Source organism: Butyricicoccus sp. AF18-9LB, from assembly GCF_027684505.1.
Taxonomy (GTDB): Bacteria; Bacillota; Clostridia; order Oscillospirales; family Butyricicoccaceae; genus Agathobaculum; species Agathobaculum butyriciproducens.
In genome coordinates, this window is the sequence record NZ_JAQCWA010000023.1 from 16,815 (window position 1) to 36,269 (window position 19,455).

Annotated in this window: 20 protein-coding genes; 16 read left to right on the forward strand and 4 right to left on the reverse strand. The window is 58.5% G+C overall.

Annotated features, from left to right (window positions below; translation table 11 throughout):
- Window positions 1-248: 248 nt before the first annotated feature.
- Genes cbiD through cobT form a run of 8 tightly spaced genes read left to right on the forward strand, consistent with a single transcriptional unit; the run spans window position 249 to window position 8,928 of the window.
- Complete coding sequence (gene cbiD, locus PGY33_RS11525) at window positions 249-1,385, forward strand: cobalt-precorrin-5B (C(1))-methyltransferase CbiD (protein WP_270478739.1); 1,137 nt, start codon at window positions 249-251, stop codon at window positions 1,383-1,385.
- Window positions 1,382-2,074, forward strand: coding sequence for a precorrin-2 C(20)-methyltransferase (gene cobI, locus PGY33_RS11530; protein WP_270478740.1), 693 nt, complete (start codon window positions 1,382-1,384; stop codon window positions 2,072-2,074). Before cbiD ends, cobI begins: the two co-directional genes overlap by 4 nt.
- Window positions 2,071-2,826 (forward strand): precorrin-4 C(11)-methyltransferase, encoded by a 756-nt coding sequence (gene cobM / locus PGY33_RS11535; protein WP_270478742.1) that lies wholly within the window; start codon window positions 2,071-2,073, stop codon window positions 2,824-2,826. Before cobI ends, cobM begins: the two co-directional genes overlap by 4 nt.
- Complete coding sequence (locus PGY33_RS11540) at window positions 2,823-3,863, forward strand: cobalt-precorrin 5A hydrolase (RefSeq protein ID WP_270478743.1); 1,041 nt, start codon at window positions 2,823-2,825, stop codon at window positions 3,861-3,863. The genes cobM and PGY33_RS11540 overlap by 4 nt, the downstream gene beginning before the upstream one ends.
- Window positions 3,860-4,588, forward strand: coding sequence for a precorrin-3B C(17)-methyltransferase (gene cobJ, locus PGY33_RS11545; protein WP_270478744.1), 729 nt, complete (start codon window positions 3,860-3,862; stop codon window positions 4,586-4,588). Before PGY33_RS11540 ends, cobJ begins: the two co-directional genes overlap by 4 nt.
- Window positions 4,585-6,537: a precorrin-6A reductase gene (cobK, locus tag PGY33_RS11550; RefSeq protein WP_270478747.1), complete on the forward strand. Its 1,953-nt coding sequence runs from the start codon at window positions 4,585-4,587 to the stop codon at window positions 6,535-6,537. Before cobJ ends, cobK begins: the two co-directional genes overlap by 4 nt.
- A complete protein-coding gene (locus PGY33_RS11555; RefSeq protein ID WP_118478336.1) occupies window positions 6,524-7,873 on the forward strand; it encodes a cobyrinate a,c-diamide synthase in 1,350 nt (449 codons plus the stop codon). Before cobK ends, PGY33_RS11555 begins: the two co-directional genes overlap by 14 nt.
- The gene (cobT, locus tag PGY33_RS11560) at window positions 7,870-8,928 is read left to right on the forward strand and encodes a nicotinate-nucleotide--dimethylbenzimidazole phosphoribosyltransferase (protein WP_118478338.1); all 1,059 of its coding nucleotides are present in this window, start codon (window positions 7,870-7,872) and stop codon (window positions 8,926-8,928) included. Before PGY33_RS11555 ends, cobT begins: the two co-directional genes overlap by 4 nt.
- 142 nt (window positions 8,929-9,070) lie before the next feature.
- On the opposite strand, the gene PGY33_RS11565 is transcribed toward cobT, so the two are convergent.
- A complete protein-coding gene (locus PGY33_RS11565; protein ID WP_118478340.1) occupies window positions 9,071-9,607 on the reverse strand; it encodes a YcxB family protein in 537 nt (178 codons plus the stop codon).
- Window positions 9,608-9,693: 86 nt separating this feature from the next.
- Between PGY33_RS11565 and PGY33_RS11570 the strand changes: the two genes are divergently transcribed.
- The 8 genes from PGY33_RS11570 to PGY33_RS11605 are packed head-to-tail and all read left to right on the forward strand — an operon-like array spanning window position 9,694 to window position 16,048.
- Complete coding sequence (locus PGY33_RS11570) at window positions 9,694-10,224, forward strand: bifunctional adenosylcobinamide kinase/adenosylcobinamide-phosphate guanylyltransferase (protein WP_117488890.1); 531 nt, start codon at window positions 9,694-9,696, stop codon at window positions 10,222-10,224.
- Complete coding sequence (locus tag PGY33_RS11575) at window positions 10,221-11,009, forward strand: adenosylcobinamide-GDP ribazoletransferase (RefSeq protein ID WP_158575052.1); 789 nt, start codon at window positions 10,221-10,223, stop codon at window positions 11,007-11,009. Before PGY33_RS11570 ends, PGY33_RS11575 begins: the two co-directional genes overlap by 4 nt.
- Entirely contained in the window at window positions 11,006-11,335 is a 330-nt protein-coding gene (locus tag PGY33_RS11580) for a bifunctional adenosylcobinamide kinase/adenosylcobinamide-phosphate guanylyltransferase (RefSeq protein WP_118361808.1), read from the forward strand. The genes PGY33_RS11575 and PGY33_RS11580 overlap by 4 nt, the downstream gene beginning before the upstream one ends.
- The gene (gene cbiB, locus PGY33_RS11585) at window positions 11,332-12,288 is read left to right on the forward strand and encodes an adenosylcobinamide-phosphate synthase CbiB (RefSeq protein WP_270478752.1); all 957 of its coding nucleotides are present in this window, start codon (window positions 11,332-11,334) and stop codon (window positions 12,286-12,288) included. Before PGY33_RS11580 ends, cbiB begins: the two co-directional genes overlap by 4 nt.
- A gap of 44 nt (window positions 12,289-12,332) precedes the next feature.
- Window positions 12,333-13,394, forward strand: coding sequence for a pyridoxal phosphate-dependent aminotransferase (locus PGY33_RS11590; protein ID WP_270478754.1), 1,062 nt, complete (start codon window positions 12,333-12,335; stop codon window positions 13,392-13,394).
- Between the two features lies 1 nt (window position 13,395).
- Window positions 13,396-14,895, forward strand: coding sequence for a cobyric acid synthase (locus PGY33_RS11595; protein WP_270478755.1), 1,500 nt, complete (start codon window positions 13,396-13,398; stop codon window positions 14,893-14,895).
- Window positions 14,892-15,416 (forward strand): cob(I)yrinic acid a,c-diamide adenosyltransferase, encoded by a 525-nt coding sequence (locus tag PGY33_RS11600; protein WP_195386226.1) that lies wholly within the window; start codon window positions 14,892-14,894, stop codon window positions 15,414-15,416. Before PGY33_RS11595 ends, PGY33_RS11600 begins: the two co-directional genes overlap by 4 nt.
- An 8-nt stretch (window positions 15,417-15,424) precedes the next feature.
- The gene (locus PGY33_RS11605; protein WP_270478762.1) at window positions 15,425-16,048 is read left to right on the forward strand and encodes a precorrin-8X methylmutase; all 624 of its coding nucleotides are present in this window, start codon (window positions 15,425-15,427) and stop codon (window positions 16,046-16,048) included.
- 290 nt (window positions 16,049-16,338) lie between these two features.
- Here PGY33_RS11605 and PGY33_RS11610 read toward each other — a convergent pair whose 3' ends face one another.
- Genes PGY33_RS11610 through PGY33_RS11620 form a run of 3 tightly spaced genes read right to left on the reverse strand, consistent with a single transcriptional unit; the run spans window position 16,339 to window position 19,091 of the window.
- Window positions 16,339-16,947, reverse strand: a complete 609-nt coding sequence (locus tag PGY33_RS11610) for a sugar ABC transporter substrate-binding protein (protein WP_330673834.1) — start codon at window positions 16,945-16,947, stop codon at window positions 16,339-16,341.
- 25 nt (window positions 16,948-16,972) lie between these two features.
- The gene (locus PGY33_RS11615; protein ID WP_117488874.1) at window positions 16,973-17,707 is read right to left on the reverse strand and encodes a type 1 glutamine amidotransferase; all 735 of its coding nucleotides are present in this window, start codon (window positions 17,705-17,707) and stop codon (window positions 16,973-16,975) included.
- Between the two features lie 13 nt (window positions 17,708-17,720).
- On the reverse strand, window positions 17,721-19,091 hold the full coding sequence (locus PGY33_RS11620; RefSeq protein WP_270478761.1) for a Mur ligase family protein: 1,371 nt from the start codon (window positions 19,089-19,091) through the stop codon (window positions 17,721-17,723).
- Window positions 19,092-19,455 lie beyond the last annotated feature (364 nt).

Sequence of the window (19,455 nt, forward strand, 5' to 3'; positions counted from 1 at the left end):
AAGTTTATTATTTTACAGAACATGGCAATTAAAGTGCGAATTTATAAAAAATTTTTGTTATCCTACTAAAACAATGCGATGAAGAATTCACGGAGAATCGCAGGGAGAGCGGCACTGCCGCGGAAAATGATAAAAATTCCGACACCGGAAAACCGGGGCAGGGAAAAGACATCCCGCGTTTGCACTTCAAATAAAAGCCTGCGTATGCTATAATAAATTGGATTACATTTCACAGGGAGGTGCACCGCATGCCGGACGAAAAACTCACCACCTACCGCGGCGGCAAGGCGCTTCGCCGCGGCTGGACAACCGGCTCGTGCGCGGCGGCGGCCTCGCAGGCGGCGGCTGTGCTGCTGCTGACCGGAATCGCGCCGCCGGAGATTCACCTGCACACGCCGGGCGGCATCACCTTCTGCCTGCCGGTCGAGGACGCGCATATGAGCGGAAACGCGGCTGTCTGCACCGTCCGCAAGGATTCGGGCGACGACCCGGACATCACAAACGGGGTCCGCATCACGGCTTCCGTGCGCCGAATCGAAAAGGGCGTTGCCATAGAGGGCGGCGCCGGCGTCGGTCGGATTACCCGCCCGGGACTGGCGATGCCGGTCGGACAAGCGGCGATCAATCCCGGTCCGCGGCAGCAGATTGCGGATGCGGTGCACCGTGCCGCAGAACAGAACGGATACGGCGGCGGCTTTTCTGTCACCATTTCGGTGGAGGACGGCGAGGCACTTGCCGCCCAGACCTACAATGGCCACCTCGGCATCGTCGGCGGCATCTCGATTCTCGGCACGAGCGGCATCGTTGAGCCGATGAGCGAAAAGGCGCTCGTGGACACCATCCGATTGGAGCTGGACAGCCTGTATGCGCAGGGACAGCGCATTGCGTTCCTGTGCCCGGGCAACTACGGCGCGGATTTCGCGCGGGACACGCTCGGCCTTGACCTCGAACGCGCGGTCAAGTGCTCCAACTTCATCGGTGAGGCGTTCGACCACGCAGCGTACCGCGGCTATCCGGAGATTCTGCTCGTCGGACACGCCGGAAAGCTGGTCAAGATGGCCGCAGGCGTGATGAACACGCATTCATCGGTCGCAGACGCACGGCAGGAGATTTTCACCGCGCATGCGGCACTGTGCGGCGCACCGCGCGAGACACTCGAAGGACTGATGGCTGCCATCTCGGTGGACGCGTGCGTGGAACTGCTGGACGAGGTGAATCTGCGCCGGTCCGTCCTGTCGCGCATCGGCAGGGAAATGGAAACCCGTATCGCCCTGCGCATGAAGGGGCAGGCACGCGTGGAATTCATCATGTTTACCGGAAAATACGGCGTGCTGGCCGAGTCGGCGGGCGCGCGCGCACTCTGTGAGAGGTTGAAACTGCAATGAAGGGTATTTTATATGGAGTCGGCGTCGGTCCGGGCGATCCGGAGCTGCTGACCGCCAAGGCGATCCGGCTGCTGCGCGAGTGCGATGTGGTCGCCGCACCGAAGTCCGCCGACGGCAGACAGACCGCACTGGATATTGCTTCGCCGTACATCGGGCAGGACAAGTCAATCCTGCTGTTCGATATGCCGATGACGCACGACAGGCAGGCGCGGAACGCCAGCCACGACGCGGCGGCAGACGCGCTCTGTGCGCTGCTCGACGAGGGCAAAACCGTGGTGTTTCTCACACTCGGTGACCCGACGGTGTATTCTACCTGCTGGTATGTACACAGGCGCGTGGCCGCTCGCGGCTATGCAGCCGAGCTGGTGCCCGGCGTGCCGTCCTTCTGTGCTGCAGCTGCCGCCATGGGCCGCGCTCTGTGCGAGGACGGCGAAATGCTGCACATCATTCCGGCCACGCACGGCAGGGCGGAGGAAGGGCTTGCGCTCTCCGGCAGCAAGGTGCTGATGAAGACCGGAAAGAGTGTATTGGAGGTGCGCGAACTGCTCCGGCAGCGCGGCGAACTCGGCAGCGCGGTGCTGATCGAACGCGTTGGCATGGACGGTCAGCGGCTGATCGAAGATTTAGATGCGCTTGAACAGCCGAGCGGCTATTTCTCTATTATATTGGTAAAGGAGCAAAGCGAATGATCTATTTTGTGGGTGCAGGCTCGGGTGCGCCCGACCTGATCACGGTACGCGGCGCACGTCTGCTGAGCGAGGCAGATGTGATCGTTTACGCCGGTTCGCTGGTCAATCCGGCGCTTTTGGACTACAAAAAGGACGGATGCGAGGTGTACAACAGCGCGAAGATGACGCTCGAGGAGGTCATCGCCGTGATGGCGCCTGCCGCGAAAGCGGGCAAAACGGTCGTGCGTCTGCACACCGGCGATCCGTGCGTGTACGGTGCGCATAGAGAACAGATGGACGAGCTGGATAAACGCGGGATTCCCTACGAGGTCTGCCCGGGCGTGTCCTCGTTCTGCGGCGCGGCAGCGGCACTAAAAGCCGAGTACACACTGCCGAACGTGAGCCAGTCGGTCATCCTGACGCGCATGGAGGGCCGCACGCCCGTGCCCGAAAAGGAGCAGATCGAGGCGTTCGCGGCACACGGAGCCACCATGGTCATCTTCCTGTCGGCAGGTCAGCTGCCGCGCCTGTCCGAGCGGCTGATCGCGGGCGGCTACGCGCCGGACACGCCTGCGGCTATCGTGTACAAGGCCACCTGGTCGGACGAAAAGGTCGTGCGGACAACGGTCGGTGAACTCGCCGCGGCCGGTGCGCGGGAGGGCATCACCAAGACCGCGCTCATCACGGTGGGCGGGTTCCTCGGCACCGAGTACGAGCGCTCCAAGCTGTACGACCCGACCTTTACGACCGAATTTCGTGAGGCAAGCCGATGAAGCACGCAAAATTTGTATCCTTTACCCTGTGCGGCGCACAGACTGTGCAAAGGGCGGTAAAACTCCTGCCGGATTTCCGGTGTGAGCGGTACGCGCGGACGGTGGATGCGTCGCTCTCGGGCACGAGCCTGAAGCGCTTTGCGCAGCAGGCGATGGTCGATTGCGACCTGATCGTGTTCGTGGGCGCGACCGGAATCGCGGTACGCGCAGTGGCGCCGTATTTGATGGGAAAAGCCTATGATCCGGCGGTGATCGTCATTGACGAGCAGGGAAAGTTCGTGATTCCGCTCCTGTCCGGACATCTGGGCGGTGCCAACGAGATTGCAGAAATACTTGCGCAGGGTCTGCAGGCTGTGCCGGTGCTCACCACCGCGACAGACGGCCGGCAGGTGTTCGCCGTGGACACTTGGGCAAAAGCACACAGCTGTGCAGTTCTGGAGCCGGAACATATTAAATATGTATCCGGTGCGCTGCTCAGGGGGGAAACCGTGGGCGTTCGCTCGGATTTTCCGGTAGACGGGCTGCTGCCCGCCCATATTGACCTTAAAAAAGACGCGGAAAGCGGGTTCACGATTGGATTCCGCACAGACGCACAGCCGTTTGCACACACGCTGCATCTCGTGCCGCGGATCGCGTATCTCGGCATTGGCTGCCGCAAGGGCACGAGCGCGGATGCCATCGAGCAGACGGTTCAGGCGGCACTTGCATCGAAAAAGCTGCCCTGGCAGGCGATTTGCGGCGCGGCGAGCATTGATATCAAGCAGAATGAGCCGGGGTTGCTGCTGTTTTGCGAAAAGCACGGACTGCCGTTCCGCACCTTTACGGCCGAGCAGATGCAGGACGCACAAGGCGAATTCAGCCGGTCGGCGTTCGTGCAGCAGACCGTCGGCGTAGATAATGTGTGCGAACGCGCGGCTGTGTGCGCAGCACAGAACGGCACACTTATCTTGCATAAATTCGCGCAGAACGGCGTGACGGCGGCTGTCGCTGTGCCGGACTGGCGCGTGACGTTTGAAGAACAGGAGGGCGAAGCATGAAGCTGTATTGCATCGGCATCGGGCCGGGCGGCGAGGAGCAGATGACGCTGCGCGCGGTGCGTGCTCTGGAAAAATGTGACTGTGTGGCAGGCTACGGTCTGTACCTTGATTTGATCGAGAACCTCATTTCGGGCAAGGAGCGCATCGAATCCGGCATGACACGCGAGGTTTTGCGCTGCAAAGCGGCGGTTGAGGCGGCAAAACAGGGCAAAACGGTCGCGGTCGTGTCCTCGGGAGACGCCGGTGTGTACGGCATGGCCGGCCTGCTGCTCGAGCTTTGCGAGCACGAGCCGAACCTCGAGGTCGAGGTCATTCCGGGCATCACGGCGGCCTGCTCGGGCGGCGCCGTGCTCGGCTCGCCGCTGACGTGTGACTTTGCGTGCATCAGCCTGTCCGACCTGCTCACGCCGTGGGACAAGATTGAGCAGCGTCTGCGCGGCGCGGCGGCTGGCGATTTCTGCATCGCGCTGTACAATCCGTCGAGCAAAAAACGAACCGACCATCTGCGCCGTGCCTGCGATATCCTGCTGGAGATTGTACCGCTGGAAACCGTCTGCGGTCTGGTGCGCAGCATTGGCCGAGAAGGCGAAAGCTGCACGCTTACAACGCTCGGTGAGCTGCGTGATACACAGGTCGATATGCTGACCACCGTGTTTGTCGGAAACAGCCGTACGCGCGTGATGGACGGCCGCATGGTCACGCCGAGGGGGTATCGCGGCGTATGAAGCTGATGATTTTCTCCGGCACGACAGAAGGACATGATTTGTGCCGGTTTTTGTCGAAAAATAGCGTGCAGGCAGATGTTTTCGTTGCCACAGAGTATGGTGCGGCGGTGATGGAGCCGATGGCGGGAATCACGGTTCACGAGGGCCGCTTGGATGAGCGGGAGATGGAAAAGCGATTGACCTCGGATACGCTGCTCATCGACGCAACGCATCCGTACGCGGCGGCTGTGACCGACAATCTGCGGGCGGCCTGTGCGAAATCGGGCGCACGCTACGAGCGGCTGCTGCGGCCTGCCCTGCCTTATCAGAACTGCGAAATCGTGCTGGACACAGCCGCTGCAGTGGACTGGCTGAACGCGCACGAGGGCGCGGTCCTGCTCACCACAGGAAGTAAAGAACTGGAAGCGTACACGGCGGTGCAGGACTTCCAAACGCGGCTGTTCCCGCGCGTGCTGCCGACCGCCACGGTGCTCGAAAAGTGCGCTGCACTCGGCTTCCCGGGCGCGCACATCATCGCCATGCAAGGTCCGTTTTCGCAGGCGATGAACGCGGCGCTGCTGCGCGAGACCGGCGCAAAAATTCTCGTGACCAAGGATACCGGCGTGTCCGGCGGCTTTGCGGAGAAGGTCGCGGCAGCCGAGGAGGTCGGCGCAAAGGTACTGGTCATTGCGCGTCCGCGTATGGAAAACGGCAAAAATCAGGCGCAGATGCAGGTGTTTTTGACGGAATTGCTCGGTTTACGGAACGAAAAGCAGCAGCGGGAATTTTTCATCATCGGCGCAGGCATGGGCACGGCGGACACGCTGACCGGCGAAGCCGTCCGCACGCTTGCAGCCGCAGAGAAAGTATTTGCCACAAAACGGCTCGCATCGCTGTCGCCCAAGGCGGAGGTCTGCGCGTTCTCAGAGCTGGCTGAGCGGGCAATTTCCGGTAATGCCCGGCACACGGCGCTGTTGGTTTCCGGCGACGTAGGATTCTTCAGCGCGGCCGGAAAGCTGCGTGAGCGGCTCCTGCCATACGGCGGGGTAACACTCATGCCGGGATTGTCAAGCATGCAGTATATGTGCGCGAAATGCGGCATTTCCTACGAAAATCTGTGTTTTAAGAGCCTGCACGGTCGCACAGGAAATATTCTCGGTGCCGTAAGTTACCATGCGGCAACATTTGCGCTGACCGGCGGCGAGAACAACGCGCAGGCGGTTTGCAACAGCCTTACGGACGCGGGATTGGGCGCGCTGCCCGTTCATCTCGGGGAAAACCTCGGCGCGGAAAATGAGCGGATTGTGCACGGCACAGCCGCAGAGATCGCGCAGCTTTCGTGCCCGGATTTAGCGGTTCTGCTGATCGAAAACCCGCGTGCGGCGAACAAAAACGAACCGATTCGAGATGAAATGCTCACGCGCGGAAAGGTGCCGATGACCAAGGAAGAGGTTCGGTGGGTGTCGGTGAACCGCCTGACTGTCCGACCGACCGACACGGTCTGGGACGTGGGTGCGGGCACTGGCGCGGTCACGCTCGAGCTGGCGCGCAAGGCCAGCGACGGCACGGTTTACGCTGTCGAGCGAAAGTCGGAAGCGGTCGCGCTCTTGCACGAAAACCGCATAAAACTCGGCGGATACAATGTGAAAATCATTGAAGGACCTGCGCCGGAGGCACTGGAGAACCTTCCGGCACCGGACTGCGTGTTCGTCGGCGGGAGCGGCGGCAGAATGCGGGAGATTCTGGCACTTGCTAAGAAGAAAAATCCGGAAGTCCGCGTGGTCGTGAACGCGATTGCGCTCGAGACGTTGTTTGCGGCGCAGACGGCTTTGAAAGAATTGGGATTTACTGACATTGAGGTCACACAGTTGGCGGCCACGCGCGGTAAGCCGGTCGGCGCGTATACCATGCTGACTGCGAACAATCCGGTGTTTATTCTGTCCGGGAGGGCCGAAAATGACACAAAATAATGCACCAAGACTGCTGCTTGCGGGCACCGGCAGCGGCTGCGGCAAGACGACGGTCACGACCGCGATTCTGCGGGCGCTGCAGCGCCGCGGCGTAACACTCAACGCATTCAAGTGCGGTCCGGACTACATCGACCCGATGTTCCACACGGCGGTTTTGGGCGTTCCGAGCCGCAATTTAGACCTTTTTTTCGAGGACGAGGCCGGTATTTGCAGTCAGCTTGCGCGGCATATCCGGCCGGACGGTCTCGGTGTGATCGAGGGCGTCATGGGCTTTTACGACGGCGTTTCCGGTACGACGGATACGGCTTCGGCGGCGCATCTGGCCCGCGCAACCGGCACGCCTGCGGTGCTGATCGTGCGGCCTAAGGGGCAGTCGCTGTCGCTTGCGGCACAGATTCACGGGTTCCGCACATTTGCGAAAAATACGCTCGCAGGAGTGATTTTGAACGGCGTTTCGGCGGGAATGTACTCGTTTTACAAACAAATTGCAGGGAAAGCGGGACTGCCTGTGCTCGGCTTTTTGCCGCCGGTTCCGGAGGCCGAAATACCTGACCGCCACCTCGGTCTGGTGACGGCGGATGAGCTGTCCGACCTGCGTGAGAAAATTGATCGGCTCGCGGATGCGGCAGAGGAGGGCATTGACCTCCACGCGTTGTGTGCATTAGCACAGACGGCGAAACCGCTGACCGATACGCACATGCCGCTCGCTCGTGTGACCGATTTTCCGGTGCGGATCGCGGTAGCGAAGGACCGCGCATTCTGCTTCTATTATGAGGATAACTTCGATGTGCTGCGCGAGCTGGGGGCAGAGCTTGTGCCGTTTTCGCCGCTCACAGACGAGCGGCTGCCGGAGAATATCGATGGTCTGTATCTCGGCGGCGGCTATCCGGAATTGTATGAAAAACGGCTTTCAGAGAATGAAATCATGCGAAATTCTATCAAAAAAGCGATTCAAAACGGTTTACCGACAGTTGCAGAATGCGGCGGATTTCTTTATCTGATGCAGTCGCTCGACGGCGCGGAAATGGCAGGTGTGCTGCCGACTTCGGCGCACATGACGCGCAGGTTGCAGCCGTTCGGCTATGTCATGCTCACGGCAAACAGTGATAACCTGCTGTGCGAAGCCGGTGGACAATTTCCTGTGCACGAGTTTCATTATGCACAGGCTGTGGATAATGGCACAGATTTTCATGCGGTCAAGCCAAACGGGCGCGCGTGGGACTGCGGCTTTGCATCGGATACGCTCTATGCAGGATTTCCACATTTGTATTTCCGTGCGAAAACTGAAATTGTTGCGAATTTTGTCCGGAAATGCGCAGAAAGGAGCGGAAAATGACACTTGAACAGACTATTTCTGCCATCCGGCCGCTGGATGAAAAAAGCATGACGGCGGCGCAAAACCGCTTTGCAAATATTGCCATGCCGCTCGGCGGACTGGGGCTTCTGCAGGACGCGATCGTGCAGCTTGCAGGTATTCTCGGTCAGCCGGTGCCGGATATTTCCAGACGCGCGGCGGTTGTTTTCTGCGCGGATAACGGCGTGGTCGCCGAGGGCGTGACGCAGTGTGGGCAGGAGGTGACAGCAACGGTCGCGGAAAATATGGGCCGCGGCGAGTCCACCGTGTGTCTAATGGCAAAACAGCTCGGAATGGACGTGTTTCCGGTCGATATAGGTGTTGCACAGCCGATAAAGAGCGAAAAAGTGCTGCAATTTTCCGTTCGGCGCGGAACTGCAAACCTTGCGCATGAGCCTGCCATGACGCGGAAAGAGGCGCTCGAAGCGGTCGAAATCGGTATTAAAATGGCAGAAATGTGTGCCGAAAAGGGATATTCGCTGCTCATTGGCGGCGAAATGGGCATCGGAAACACGACTACGAGTGCGGCAGTCACGGCGGCGCTCACCGACGCGGAGGCTGCGGCGGTCACAGGACGCGGAGCGGGTCTGTCAACGGCCGGTCTGGAGCGGAAAATCGCGGTGATTGAGGCGGCGCTGGCGCTTCACAAACCCGACCCGAATGACTCGATCGACGTGCTGCATAAGGTTGGCGGTTTGGATATCGCGGGTCTGTGCGGTCTGTATTTGGGTGCGGCGGCACAGCGCATCCCGGTCGTGCTGGACGGCGTGATTTCGTGCGCGGCGGCGCTTCTCGCGGTGCGATTGTGCCCGCAGTCTGTGCATTTTATGGTCGCAGCGCACAGATCGGACGAACCGGCGAGCATTTTGCTGCTCGATGCACTCGGCAAGCGGCCGTTCCTGACGGCGGGCATGCATCTCGGGGAGGGGACAGGCGCGGCGGCAGGCGTGGCACTTTTGGACCTGGCACTGGCGCCATATCGGGAAATGGTGAGCTTCGCGGACATTGGAATAGAGGCATATCAGCCGCAAAAGTAGTTGTTTGTCTGACAGATAGCACAAATTTTTATATAAATATTGTGTGTAACGCCGATAAATGCGATCTGCCCGCATTCTTTACAGGAATACTGCGTGCAGCAAAAAGCACCGAGCGTTAACTCGGTGCTTACGGTTCAAATTCTTAGCATTTCAGCGCTTCATCTGCGATATTTGCGGTGATTTTGTTGTAGAACTCCTGCTTTTGCGCATCGTTTTCAAACGCTGAGAACGGCACGATGACCGCGGAGAATTCATCAACAAAAACATAATAATGCTTGTCATCGGTTGCGGTGCGCTGAACGGCCGAATACTGGTAAACGGTATCTTCGTTCTCGCCGGACAGCTCGAATTCGCTTTCACGCAGCGTGAGCGTTTTCGGTCCGCAAAGCTGTTTATTCTTTGCGTTCTTGAGGATTTTCTCGATATTTTTGATCATTTTATGACGCATATAGCGCGGTGTGCCCCAGAAGCAGACGGCAGCGAGCGCAACGTAAACCGCGATGGAAACCGGCGTGAGCGTATGCAGCCAGTACATGAGCGCACTGCCGCCGAGAATGACAATAGCCGCGGTGGCGATTCTCATGGTGCGAATGCTGCGTTGAACAATCGCATTATTGTTGTAATAATTCAAATTAAAATCAATGAAATCCTGTTTGGTGATATCGTAATGCAGCTCCATTTTTTCTTACCTCAACTTACTCGGATAAAGTTATTGTATCGAAAATCAGAGCGGATTGCAAGTCTAATTCAGAAAGGGGAGCGAAAATGCTGATTTTAGTGACCGGCGGAGCGGCTTCGGGCAAGTCGGAGCACGCGGAACGACTGGTGTGTGAAAAAGCACAGAGTCGATTATATCTGGCGACCATGCAGCCGTTCGGCAAGTCTGCAGAGGCGCGGATTGCGCGGCATCGGGCGCTTCGTGCGGGAAAGGGGTTCGCTACGGTAGAGAGAACACTTGACTTAGCGAATCTCAGGCTCTCTCAGCAATACGACGGAATTTTGCTCGAGGATTTGGGCAATCTGCTGGCAAACGAGCTGTTTGCGCCGGAAGGCGCAGGCGCAGGATCGGCGTTCGACAGCATTGTTGCAGGCGTGGATAATCTGCAAAAATACTGTGAAACGCTGGTTATCGTTTCCAACGAAATCTTTGCGGACGGCGTGCCGTACCCGCCGGAGACCATGCAGTATATCCGGATTTTAGGAGAACTGCACCAGAAATTAACTGGGAAAGCAGACGCGGTATATGAATCGGTATGCGGGATTTTACTGCCGGTAAAGGAGGGAAAACAGCCGTGAAAAGTGTAATCAGCGGACTTTGGGTCGCGTTCTCAATGTATTCTGCGATACCTGTTCCGCAAGTGAACTGGGAAAAACAGACCATGCGGTGGGCACTTGGCTTCCTGCCGCTCATCGGTGTGCTGATCGGTGCGATAGAGTGGTTCTGGTTCGCATTTTGCGTGCATTTCGGCGCGGCAGGCGTGTTTTACGCTGTGATCGCAGCGCTGATTCCTCTGGCAGTGTCCGGCGGCATTCATCTGGACGGCCTGTGCGACACCTGCGACGCGCTGTGCTCGTTCGGTGACCGAGAAAAGCGGCTGAACATTCTCAAGGACCCGCACGTTGGCGCGTTTGGGCCGCTCTGGCTGATGGCATTCCTACTGGCCGAGGTTGGCTGTTTTGCCCAGATTTACGATCGGCCTGTGCTTCTTCCGCTGGCATGCACAGGATTTGCTTTTGCACGGACAATGGGCGGCCGTAAGGTGGTTGCATCACCGTGCGCAAAAGACAGCGGACTCGCACATATCTTTGCGGAAAACAGCGATAAACGCGCGGTATCGCGCATGTTAATTGCTGAATTTGTTCTGTTTGCGGTGCTTCTCGGATTGTGGATATACCGCGTGCCGCACGCGCTTGCTGCGGCGAAAGTGCTCGTTATCGTGCTCGTTGCGTGGTATGCTGTGCATGAGCACATAAGCCGCCGCGTGTTCGGCGGTGTAACCGGAGACCTGGCGGGATTCTGCATCTCGCTGTCGGAACTGATCACGCTTGCGGCAGCAGCGATTGGAGGACTGATTTTATGACCGTGCTCATCATTGGCGGGGCATATCAGGGGAAACGAAAAGTTGCCGAAAACCTGTATGCAGACCTGCCGAGAATTGAAAATCTGCACGAAATTGTGCGAAAAATGCTGAAGGAAGACAAAGACCCGCTGTCACTCGCAGATACGCTGTGCGGACACGTTATCACCTGCGATGAGATCGGCTGCGGCATCGTTCCCATCGACCGTGCGGACGAAAACTGGCGTGAAACGGTTGGTCGCCTGTGCTGTGCTTTGGCACAGAAAGCAGATGCAGTCGTGCGCGTGATCGCAGGCGTGCCGCAATTCATCAAAGGAGAACAACCATGACGATAACCCTTGCCGTGCTGCTCGGCTTCGCGCTCGACTGGCTGCTCGGAGACCCGAAAAAATTGCCGCATCCGGTATGTGCGGTCGGAAAACTCATCTCAGCGGCTGAAAAAGTGCTGCGCCGCATCTTTCCCGCAACGCCCGCGGCACTGACATTCGCCGGAATTTTACTCTGGCTCATCACCTGCGGTATGAGCTTTGCCGTGCCGTTTTTCCTTCTGCGCTGGCTGTATCATGTGAACTTCTGGCTCGGTTTTGTCGTCGAAACGCTGCTCTGCTGGATGATTTTCGCACGAAAAAGCCTTGCGGACGCCGGTTATCATGTCTACGGCGCGGTCAAGCAGTCGCTCGAGGAGGGCCGCAAGGCCATCGCGTGGTACGTCGGCCGCGACACCGCAGAGCTGTCCGAGGAGGGCGTTGTCAAGGCCGCTGTTGAGACCGTGGCTGAGAACCTGACGGACGGTGTGGTCTCGCCGCTCGTGTTCATGCTCATCGGTGGAGCGCCGCTCGGCATGCTGTACAAGGCGGTCAACACGCTGGATTCCATGGTCGGCTATCATAACGAAAAGTATGAGTATTTCGGCAAGTTTTCGGCAAAAATGGACGATTTTTTCAACTTTATCCCTGCCAGACTGTCCGCCCTGTGCATGATCGCCGGTGCCGGAATGCTGCATCTCGATAACCGAAATGCGCTGCGGATTTACCGCCGAGACCGCAATAAGCACAAAAGTCCGAACGCTGGTCAGACCGAGTCCGCGTGCGCGGGCGCGCTGCACATCCAGCTCGGCGGCGATGCCAGCTACTTCGGCAAAATCGTTAAAAAAGCCGCCTTCGGTGATCAGATGCGCCGTGTAGACCGCACGGATATTCTCGCAGCGGTCGATCTGATGACGGCGGCAAGCGTGTTTGCGCTGGTGCTGTGCTGTGTAATCCGCCTGATCGTAAAAAGTTAGGATGCTATGCGGGAGAGAAAACTCGCATTTGAAAGGATGAAAAAATGCTTAATTATGTCCACGGCGGCGATATCCAAACCTACATCGACCGCCACGGCTTCGCGCCGCTCGACCTGTCCGCGAACATCAATCCGTTCGGCATACCGGACGCGGTACGCGCGGCCATGCACAGGGCTGTGGATAACTGCACGCAGTATCCCGACCCGTTTTGCCGCGCCGCGCGGCAGGCGATTGGTGCGAGAGAAGGCGTCAATCCGGATTTTCTGTACTGCGGCAACGGTGCGGCGGATGTGCTCGACCGTCTTGCGGCGGTGCTGAAACCGCGCAAGGTGCTGCTCACCGCACCGACCTTTGCGGAGTACGAGCGCACGCTCTCAGGTGCGGAGATTCGGGTGCATAATCTGCGGGAAACGGACGGTTTTGCGCTCACAGAACGTATTTTGGACGAGATTTCACCGGATTTGGATGCGGTTTATCTCTGCAATCCGAACAATCCGACCGGACGAACCGCCCAACCGGAGCTCCTGCGGGAAATCGTCCGAAAATGTACAGAAAACGGCGTAAAACCGGTTGTGGATGAGTGTTTCAATGACTTTCTGGAGGACGCCGTGCAGCACACACTGAAAGACCTGCTGGAATCCAATCCCGGTCTGATCATCTTGCGCGCGTACACGAAAATGTACGCCGTGCCCGGTGTGCGCTTCGGCTGGTGCATGACGGCGGACGCGGCGCTGATTGAGAAATTATACCATGCCGGACAGCCGTGGAACGTGTCGGTCATCGCGCAGGCGTGCGCCGTCGCGGCGGCAAACGAGCCGGACTGGGCCGCCGAGACCGCCAAACGCATTGCCGAGGAACGCAGGTTTTTATCCGACGGACTTGCAGCCTGCGGACTGACCGTCTTTCCGGGCGAGGCCAACTTCCTGCTGTTCCGCTCAAACGATACCGGATTGCACAAGAAACTCGCTGAACACGGCATAATGATACGAAACTGCGATAATTATCGCGGACTTTCGGCGGGATACTATCGCGTTGCGGTAAAAACGAGAGAAGCGAGTGAGCGGTTACTGCAAATCATTACTAATTATACCCAATGTGAGGTGTAAAATGGCAAAGACAATCATGATACAGGGAACGTGCTCGAATGCAGGCAAAAGCCTTCTCTGCGCGGCCCTGTGCCGGATTTTCCGGCAGGACGGCTACCGCGTTGCGCCGTTCAAGTCACAGAACATGGCGCTCAACTCGTTCATCACGGCGGACGGCAGGGAGATGGGCCGCGCGCAGGTCGTGCAGGCCGAGGCGGCGGGCATCGCGCCCGATGTGCGCATGAACCCGATCTTGCTCAAGCCGACAAGCGATGTTGGCTCGCAGGTCATCATCATGGGCGAGGCGCAGGGAAACCGCACCGCGCGGGAGTATTGGGGCCGCAAAAAGGCGCTTTTGCCCATTATCAAGGACGCATTTGACAGCCTTGCCGCCGAGAACGACATTATCGTGATCGAGGGGGCGGGCAGTCCGGCGGAGATCAATCTCAAGCAGGATGATATTGTCAATATGGGTCTGGCGAAGCTGGTGGATGCGCCTGTTCTGCTGGTCGGCGACATCGACCGCGGCGGCGTGTTCGCGTCGCTGTACGGCACGGTCAAGCTGCTCGATGAGGACGAGCAGGCGCGCATTCACGGTCTCATCATCAATAAATTCCGCGGTGACGTGGAGATTCTGAGGCCGGGTCTGACGCAGCTCGAGGATTTGACCGGCAAGCCGGTCATCGGCGTGGTGCCGTACGGTCATTTTGACATCGACGATGAGGACAGCCTGTCCGAGCGTCTGGACGCAAAGGCTGCTCCCGCACTGGTAAACATTGCGGTTGTAAAGCTGCCGCGACTGTCCAATTTCACCGATTTTTCCGCACTTTCGCGTGTATCCGGCGTGAGTGTCGCGTATGCGGACAAACCGGCGCAGCTTGCCGGAGCCGACCTGATTATCCTGCCGGGCACCAAGTCCACGCTGGCAGACCTGCGCTGGCTGCGCGAGAGCGGCATGGAGGCGCAGATTCTCAAGGCGCACGCGGCAGGCACGCCGGTTTTCGGCATCTGCGGCGGCTACCAGATGATGGGACGCACGGTCTCCGACCCGGATAATACCGAGGGCGGCGGCAGTCTGCGCGGCATGAACCTGCTGCCGATCGACACGGTGTTCCGCCCGAGCAAGACCACGACGCAGACGCGCGGCGCGCTGCTTGAGATTGACGGCGTGCTGTCCGATTTGAGCGGTCTGGCGGTCGAGGGCTACGAGATTCACATGGGCGAAACCGTGCGCGACGCGAGTGCAAAGCCGCTCGTTCGATTGCTTCGCAGGGAAGGCGAAATCGAGGACGGCTGTCAGACGGAAAACGCCTTCGGCACTTATCTGCACGGCGTGTTCGATGCGCCGGAGGCGGCGCTGCGGACGGCGCAGGCACTGGCGAAAAAGAAGGGCGTGACGCTGACCGGCGAAGCACTCGATACGCACGCCTACAAGGAACAGCAGTACGACAAACTGGCGGATTCGGTGCGAAAATCGCTCGATATGGAGTGGATTTACCGTATAATGGAGGGAAAAGCATGACTGGACTCATTCACCTGTACTGCGGCGGCGGCAAGGGCAAAACCACGGCGGCGGTCGGACTGACCGTGCGCTGCGCGGGTCGCGGAAACAAGGTCGTGTTCGCGCAGTTTCTCAAGGATGGGACTTCGGGCGAGTGCCGCGTGCTGGCGAAATTGCCCGACGTGACCGTTATGGCAGCCAATCCGGTCGGCAAGTTCTCGTTCCGCATGACGGAGGCGGAGAAGCGGGAGACAGCGGACGCGCTCACCCGCACCTTCGATGCGGCAACCGGCTTTGCCGTGCGGGAGCACGCGCGGCTGCTCGTGCTGGATGAGGTCTGCGCGGCAATCTCGTGCGGCTTTCTGGATGAGAAAACGGTCGTAAAATTTCTTGAGACCAAGCCGGAAACGCTCGAGGTCGTACTGACCGGACGGGGTCCGTCCGAAGCGCTGCAGGCACACGCGGACTACATTACAGAAATGAAAATGCAGCGGCACCCGTTTGAGAAGGGCATCGCTGCGCGGGAGGGAATCGAATTTTGAACGGATACATGAAGCCGCAGGACATTGAAAAGCGGTCGTTTGAGATCATCACTGCCGAGCTGGGCGAGCGCACGTTTCCGGCAGGCATCGCTGAGGTAGTCAAGCGCGTGATCCACACCACGGCGGATTTTGACTACGCGGACAGCCTCGCGTTTTCGCCGGATGTGATTGAAAAGGCAAAGGCCGCGCTTGCGGCAGGGGCGACGGTGGTTACCGATACCAATATGGCGCTCTCCGGGGTGAGCAAGGCGACGCTGGCAAAGCTCGGCGGAAAGGCGGTCTGCCTGATGGCGGATGAGCTGGTGGCAAGCGAGGCCAAGGCGCGCGGTGTCACGCGGGCAGTCGTTTCGATGGAGCACGCCGCCAAATTTGAAGGCCCGCTCATCTTCGCCATCGGCAATGCGCCGACTGCGCTTATCCGTCTGCATGAGTTGATTGAGGAAGGCATTGTCGCGCCTGCGCTCGTCATCGGCGTGCCGGTCGGATTTGTCAACGTGGTCGAGGCGAAGGAGCTGTTCATCGGCGGGGACACGCCGTATATCATCGCACGAGGCCGCAAGGGCGGCTCGAATGTAGCCGCGTCCATCGTCAATGCACTGCTGTATCAGTTGGTGCATCGAGAAGGCTTTTAATTGCTGTCGCCAAACCACGGTTTGGCCGACAAGAGGAACGGACCGTAGGCCGTTCCAAAGTCGTCCGAAAGTTCCCATACGGAAACTTTCTCCCTCTTAGGGTATAAAAACCGGCGCTATCCTTGCGCGGCTTCTCGGCCGCGCTGCGCAGATACATGCTCCCGGTTTTTATGAATCGCGTTGCGATTCTATTAAATGCGCGCTATCGCGCGATATGCTGAAAATTTTAGCAGATATACTGTTCGGAAGAATAAAAAAGAGAGAGTTTCAAACGAAACTCTCTCTTTTTGCTACGACCAAAGACCTTTTTCCCTGCAGTCGGCAATGTATGCGTCGATATTGTCCGCTGTGATGACCTCGGAACCCGAGTCGATCACCGATTCGACGGATTTGCCCTCGAGTGCGTCCAAAGCGGCCTCGACGGCTTTGTAGCCCATTTCATAGCCCTGCTGGGCAATATCGACAGTCAGCTCACCGCGGTCGAGCGCTTCCACCGCAGCCTGATTGCCGTCAAAGCCGCAGATAACGGTTTTCCGGTAGGCGTCGCTGTTGTTATCCCAGATGCACTTGATGGCCGCAAGTGCCATATCATCGCTGGTAACGAGCACCGCGTCCACACCCTGCGGATACTTCTGCATGACAACCTCCATCGCGGCTGCCGCACGGCCGGGCTGCGCGTCGCAGTACTGCACCTCGAGCACGGTGCCGCCCGCCTGCTCCACGGCGCTGCGGTAGCCGCGCAGGCAAGGCATGCCAGTGCTGCTGCGATCATTCTCCTTTTCATGTGATGTGCCTCCTCGTTTCCTTTTCTGTCGGGAGCTGCTCCCGATCTTCTCTTGATAATATTTTAACATATTTTCCGCAGAGAGACAAATAGAAAAGGCATGACTCCAAATCATGCCTTTTTCTGTAACTTTTATCAGGTTATTTACTCAATCGCTGCTCCATATAATTGTGCGCGTTCAGCTCAAGAGTATCGTTGAGCGGCACGAGCGGCTCGGTCTTGCCGTAGCGGCGGTCGAGCGCGGTCTGCAGGATAAAGTCGCACAGCACGGGATTCTTCGGCAGCAGCGAGCCGTGCGAGTAGGTGGCGAACACGTTGTTGTAGCGTGCGCCCTCGGTCTGGTCCTCGCCGTTGTTGCCGTAGCCCTTTATCATCATGCCGAGCGGCGCGACATCCTCACCGAGATAGGTTTTGCCCGAGTGATTCTCAAAGCCGACCACGATGGAGCCGCTGCTCTCGGGCGTTGTGCGGTACATGTAGTTGCCGATCATGCGCTCTTTCGCGCCGATGGTGTGCACATTGATCGCGCCGATGAAGTCAAGCTGCACGCCGTCCCACGTTTTGTAATACTGACCGAGCATCTGGTAGCCGCCGCAGATGGCGAGGAACACCTTCTCTTCTTCAACAGCGGTGCAGATGTCCTTGCCCTTGCCGGAGGCGAGGTCGCGCAGCAGCACCTCCTGCTCGAAGTCCTGTCCGCCGCCGATGAAGAAAATGTCGTACTTGTCCACATCGAGCGGCTGACCGATCGAGCACTCGTCCACATTGACGCTGATGCCGCGGCTCTCCAGACGGCGCTTCATCGTGATAATGTTGCCCCGGTCACCGTACAGATTGAGAATGTCGGGGTAAAGATGGCAGATATTCAGTTCCATTGCAGTTTCCCCCTTATTCGTAGAACGCCTTAACGTCGGTGTGCTTGCTGATCTCACCGCGCAGGTCGAACATGGCAGTGTATGTCGGCATAAGGAATGCCGGTGTCTCATCCGAGCCGATCTCGGTCAGCAGCCTGTCGTACTCGCGGATAACCTCGGTACGCTCGGGGGCAAAGCCTGCGTACTTGAGACGCAGCGCCATATCATCCGCACGCACGCCGGAAACCAGTACGCGTGTAAAGCGCACCTGCTGGTCGGCGAGTGCCTCGAAGTCAACGTCCCAGATCCAGCTGATGTCCGTGCCGTCCGCGAAGCGGTCGTTGAGCAGGAATGCCAGCTTGTAATTGCCCTCATCGTGCGCGATCAGGTTGATGACCTGATTGAAGCCGGCAGGATTCTTTACCAGCATCATGCGCGCCTGCGCCTGACCGAGCTTGAACTGCTCGGCACGGCCGAAGCCGCACTCAAACTGAGAAAGCGCGCTGACCGCGGTCTGCTCGTCAATGCCGACAACGTGCGCGACAGCGGCTTCTGCGGCGGCGTTGTAGATGTTGTAGCCGCCCGGCAGGTTGACGTGTACCTCGTGCTCGTGACCGAAGATGTCCAGTACGATGTCGGACGAGTCCGCGCCGGTGGCGAGCACCTTGGTGACAGCGACCTGCGGTGTCTGGCGGTGGTAGCCGCACTTCGGGCAGCGGAAGCCGCCGAGATGGCCGTAGGTGATGTAGTCGTACTCATATTCGGTCTTGCAGTGGATGCAGTACGGTGCGTCGGACAGCTCGTGAGCGGTCTCCTTGTAAATCGGGACATTCACGCCGAACCAGACGATCTTGTTCGGCACGCTGTCCGCAAGGGAAGCGGTGAGCGAGCAGTCCGCGTTCAGGCAGAGCGTTGCATTCGGCACATGCGTGATACCCTCGCGGATGGCGTTGAGCGTGTGCGTAATTTCGCCGTAGCGGTCAAGCTGGTCGCGGAAAATGTTGTTGACGACCAGACATTCGACCGGCAGGTATTCACTCGTTTTGCGGAAGGCCGCCTCGTCGCATTCGATGAGCGCGTGCGTGTACGGGCATTTGCCGGACAGCGTGGAATGCTGTGCAAATACCGCGATGATGCCGGTCAGCAGGTTCGCGCCCGACTTGTTGGAGAAATATTTGAGTCCCGCATCGGCGAACGCCTGCTCGATCATGCGGGAGGTGGTGGTCTTGCCGTTCGTGCCGGTCACGACCGTGACCTTTACGCCGCGCGACAGCTCACCCAGAATATTTTTATCAATTTTCAGTGCCAGCTTGCCCGGCAGGTTGGTGCCGCCGCGTCCCAGCTTGCGCAGAACAGCGCCCGATGCCTTGCACACCAGCACCGCCAGTCTGGTTTGGAGTTTCATTGCTGTAACCTCTTTTTTCAAGTCATATAAAATAAGTATAGCGCATTTTGCGGCATTGCACAAGGGAAAACGTCGGAAAATGCGCCTACCCGGCGGGGGCACAAGAGGGTAGACACCTGCGGTTTCCACCCTCTTGTGAATCACCCCTTTCCCTTGGGGATATTCCGGCGCAGATTTCCTATATGTGACCGCTGCGAAAAAAGGGGAACGGCAGAGGATTTTTCTTCCGCGTGGTATCCGCATATTCGCATTTCGGCTATGTTACTGCTACACAGGCGGTTTACTCCACGCAGGCGCGGCATATCCGTGCCGCGCAATTCGTTAGCGCGTTATGATGGACAGGGCCTGCGAGGATAAATTGCAC

Bases quoted from the DNA above. Each gene is read 5' to 3' on its own strand.
- cbiB (WP_270478752.1), top strand. From the start codon at position 11,332: ATGACGATAACCCTTGCCGTGCTGCTCGGCTTCGCGCTCGACTGGCTG.
- PGY33_RS11605 (WP_270478762.1), top strand. From the start codon at position 15,425: ATGAAGCCGCAGGACATTGAAAAGCGGTCGTTTGAGATCATCACTGCC.
- cobI (WP_270478740.1), top strand. From the start codon at position 1,382: ATGAAGGGTATTTTATATGGAGTCGGCGTCGGTCCGGGCGATCCGGAG.
- PGY33_RS11540 (WP_270478743.1), top strand. From the start codon at position 2,823: ATGAAGCACGCAAAATTTGTATCCTTTACCCTGTGCGGCGCACAGACT.
- PGY33_RS11615 (WP_117488874.1), bottom strand. From the start codon at position 17,707: ATGGAACTGAATATCTGCCATCTTTACCCCGACATTCTCAATCTGTAC.
- PGY33_RS11595 (WP_270478755.1), top strand. From the start codon at position 13,396: ATGGCAAAGACAATCATGATACAGGGAACGTGCTCGAATGCAGGCAAA.
- cobM (WP_270478742.1), top strand. From the start codon at position 2,071: ATGATCTATTTTGTGGGTGCAGGCTCGGGTGCGCCCGACCTGATCACG.
- PGY33_RS11580 (WP_118361808.1), top strand. From the start codon at position 11,006: ATGACCGTGCTCATCATTGGCGGGGCATATCAGGGGAAACGAAAAGTT.
- PGY33_RS11620 (WP_270478761.1), bottom strand. From the start codon at position 19,091: ATGAAACTCCAAACCAGACTGGCGGTGCTGGTGTGCAAGGCATCGGGC.
- cobK (WP_270478747.1), top strand. From the start codon at position 4,585: ATGAAGCTGATGATTTTCTCCGGCACGACAGAAGGACATGATTTGTGC.
- PGY33_RS11600 (WP_195386226.1), top strand. From the start codon at position 14,892: ATGACTGGACTCATTCACCTGTACTGCGGCGGCGGCAAGGGCAAAACC.
- cobT (WP_118478338.1), top strand. From the start codon at position 7,870: ATGACACTTGAACAGACTATTTCTGCCATCCGGCCGCTGGATGAAAAA.
- PGY33_RS11610 (WP_330673834.1), bottom strand. From the start codon at position 16,947: ATGATTTGGAGTCATGCCTTTTCTATTTGTCTCTCTGCGGAAAATATG.
- PGY33_RS11565 (WP_118478340.1), bottom strand. From the start codon at position 9,607: ATGGAGCTGCATTACGATATCACCAAACAGGATTTCATTGATTTTAAT.
- cobJ (WP_270478744.1), top strand. From the start codon at position 3,860: ATGAAGCTGTATTGCATCGGCATCGGGCCGGGCGGCGAGGAGCAGATG.
- PGY33_RS11555 (WP_118478336.1), top strand. From the start codon at position 6,524: ATGACACAAAATAATGCACCAAGACTGCTGCTTGCGGGCACCGGCAGC.
- PGY33_RS11570 (WP_117488890.1), top strand. From the start codon at position 9,694: ATGCTGATTTTAGTGACCGGCGGAGCGGCTTCGGGCAAGTCGGAGCAC.
- cbiD (WP_270478739.1), top strand. From the start codon at position 249: ATGCCGGACGAAAAACTCACCACCTACCGCGGCGGCAAGGCGCTTCGC.
- PGY33_RS11590 (WP_270478754.1), top strand. From the start codon at position 12,333: ATGCTTAATTATGTCCACGGCGGCGATATCCAAACCTACATCGACCGC.